The sequence below is a fragment of the Herbaspirillum sp. B65 genome, assembly GCF_000333555.1.
In the GTDB taxonomy this organism is placed as follows: Bacteria; Pseudomonadota; Gammaproteobacteria; order Burkholderiales; family Burkholderiaceae_D; genus Herbaspirillum; species Herbaspirillum rubrisubalbicans.
In genome coordinates, this window is record NZ_BADI01000632.1 from 1 (window position 1) to 3167 (window position 3167).

Below are 3167 nucleotides of genomic sequence, written 5' to 3' on the forward strand. Positions count from 1 at the left end.
GTTCGTGACCCTGCGCAAGGCTTCCGGCCACCCGGCGAGAGGCTGCGCCAGCGCTTGGCGAACATCGGCAGGAACTGCGGCGAGAAGCGCAGGAACTGCATGGTCGGATCGACCTTGGCGCGGCCACTGATGGCCAGTGCATAGGAGCCATCGCTGCGCCGCGTGATGGCCACGCCGGAAGTGTAGAGCGCACCCGGCAGCTCTTGCGGCAGCGCGGCCACGCTCATGATCGATTGCCGCACCGAGGCCTGCGGGAAGCGGATGCCCAACTGGTGGCAGAAAGATGAAGCCCAGGCACCACCGGCCATGATGGCGATCTTGGTCTTGATGACACCGGCTTCGGTGATCACGCCCGAGACCCGTCCACCTGCGGTTTCGATGCCGCGGGCGGCGCATTGCTGGATCACGTGACCGCCCAGCTTCATGATGGCGCGCGCCACGGCGGGGGCGGCCTTGACCGGATCGGCGGTGCCATCGGTGGGCGAGAACACCCCACCCTTCCATTGGCGGCCAGTAGCATGGCCGCGTTCGGCGGCTTGCTTGCTGTCGAGCATGTAGGTGGTCACGCCCGCAGTCTTGGCGAACTCGCCCCAGTTGGCCCAGCGGTTGATTTCTTCATCGTCGTTGGACAGGTAGAGCAGGCCGCAACGGTTGAAACCCGTGTCCTCGCCGGTCTCTGCCGAGAATTGTTCCCACAGGTCGATACTCTTGGTGGCCATCGGCAGTTCGCGTGCATCGCGGTTCTGCTGGCGGCACCAGCCCCAGTTGCGGCTGGATTGTTCGGCGCCGATGCGGCCCTTTTCGACCACCACCACCGATACCCCGCGCTTGGCGAGGTAGTAGGCGGTGAAGATGCCGATGATGCCACCACCGATGACGACCACGTCGGCCGAGGCGGGCGGTGTGGTCGGGGTCTGGACGTGTACGAGCGGAGGCGACATCTTACTTTCCTTCCCCGGCCGGCACGGTCTGCGTGACGTAGAACTTGGCCACGCGTTGGCTGCTCTCCCAGCCCACAGCCGCACCCTGCGGCACGAACACGGCATCGCCCTGCTCCACCGCGACCACGCTGCCATCGGGCTCGGCCAAGCGCACGCCACCGTCGAGCAGGTGCATGAATTCATTGACCGGATGAGCACGCACGATGCGGTGGTAAGGGGTGGAATCCCAGGTGCCGATCTTGCAGTGGATGGAGCTTTCGTCGACCACGTTGTCGCTGCGGCAGGTGGGGACCTCGCCCAGCAGGATTTCCTTGGGCAGGGAATTGGCCGAGGGCTTGAAATTGGCCTCGGCCACCAGCGGGAAGACACCCGGCTGCACCGGCTGCGGGCAGTCGGCGGCGCAGAACACGGCCAGGGTGGGGACGGCGGCCGAGATGCGCACGGCCGCACCGGTGGCGATGACCACACCGCTGTCGGGCTTGACGACCAGGGGCGCGGCGCCTTGGGTCTCGATGGTCAGCTCGCCCTGCACCACCACCAGGGTTTCCTGGTGCGGGAAGCGGGCGATGTCGAGGCTGCCTTGCAGACGCAGGCGTCCGGCACTCATGCCGCCACGACCTTGCCAGGCGATCTCGCGCGATGCACCCAGGGGATCGGCCGCGCTCAGTGCGGCGGCATGGAATGGGGTAGACAAGGGGGCGCCAGAGGCACGGTACAACACCAACGCTGCAGTCATTTCTTCTCCTGGTAGGTCAGGCCCACGCGGGCCTGTTCACATTTCTGGCAAATTGCCGGCTGGCGTACTAGGCCGGCAAGGACTCTGTCTTTATACGATACGCACCTAAAGCTGCGGTTAATGCCCTGCAAATCCTGCATTAAACACGGCTTAATGCATCGGCCACGCTGCACGCCGCAGGCAAGCAGCTTGCCTCGCCACCACATGGGGGATTCAGACGGTGATGCCCTCCACCGGCACCAGCGGCGTCTGCGACTGTTGCAGGTCGGCGTCCGAACGATGGCACAGGATCTCGCCGCCATGTTCCATGTTGCGGCGGCGTGGCGGCACCATGTTGCACACGCCATCAATGCGCTGCGAACAGCGCGGCAGGAAGGCGCAGATCTCCGGCGACGGGTCGACCGCACCGATGGGCGGCAGCTTGTGCTGGCCGGCACCGGCCACCTGCTCCAGCCAGCCTTGCTGCATGGCCGGGACCGACGACAGCAGCAGGTGCGAATACGGGTGGTAAGGCGGCGCCATCATGGCTTCACGCGGACGGTTGGCGACCATGCGGCCGGCATAGAGCACCACGATGTCGTCGCAGATGGCACGCACGGTGCTGATGTCGTGGCTGATGAACATGTAGGACACCTGCAACTCGCGCCGCAGTTCGGCCAGCAGTTCCAGGATGGCGGCAGCCACCACGGTATCCAGGGCCGAGGTCACTTCGTCGCACAGGATCAGGTCGGGCTTGGCCGCCAGCGCCCGCGCCAGGTTCACGCGCTGCTTCTGGCCGCCCGAGAGTTCGGCCGGCAGGCGGTCGAGCACGCTGGAGGGCAGCTTGACCAGGTCCAGCAGTTCGGCCGTGCGACGGCGCATGGCCTCGCCTTTCAAGCCGTGATAGAAGGACAGCGGACGGTTCAGGATGCGGCCGATGGTGTGCGCCGGATTGAGGGCGGTATCGGCATTCTGGAACACGATCTGCACGCGGCGGAATTGCTCGCGGGTACGCCCTTCCAGGGTCGGTGACAGGTTCTGGCCATCGAGCTGGATGCTGCCGCGTGCCGGGGCGATCATGCCGGCCACCGCACGGGCCAGGGTGGTCTTGCCGGAGCCGGACTCACCGATGATGCCCACGGTGCTGCCGCGCTGGATGGTGAGGTTGATGTCGTCCAGGATACGCACACTGGGCAGGCCCAGGCGATCCGGCGCACCATAACCGGCCACCAGGCCGCTGATGCGCAGCAGCGGTGCCTTGGCTTCGGCCGGCACCGTGTCGGGCAGGATCTCGCGCAGTTGCACCACGCGCGCAGCCGGCGAGGCGGCGGCGATCAGGCTTTGGGTATAACTGTCGGCGGGTGCGTGCAGCACCTGCTCGGTGGCGCCGATCTCGCGCACGGCGCCATCGCGCAGCACGATGATGCGGTCGGCCATCTGCGCCACCACCGCCAGGTCGTGCGAGACATAGACAGCAGTGGTGCCCAGTTTCTTGACCACGTTCTTGAAGG

General features: G+C 66.2%; 3 protein-coding genes. All 3 read right to left on the reverse strand.

Features of this window, described 5'->3' with window-relative positions:
• On the reverse strand, positions 1-941 hold a 941-nt coding region (locus tag I5W_RS14910; RefSeq protein WP_044529818.1), incomplete at its 3' end, for an NAD(P)/FAD-dependent oxidoreductase.
• Position 942: 1 nt separating this feature from the next.
• Complete coding sequence (locus I5W_RS14915; RefSeq protein ID WP_017453853.1) at positions 943-1677, reverse strand: cupin domain-containing protein; 735 nt, start codon at positions 1675-1677, stop codon at positions 943-945.
• Positions 1678-1890: 213 nt separating this feature from the next.
• Positions 1891-3167, reverse strand: a 1277-nt coding sequence (locus I5W_RS14925; RefSeq protein WP_044529820.1) for an ABC transporter ATP-binding protein, incomplete at its 5' end; no start/stop codon positions are given.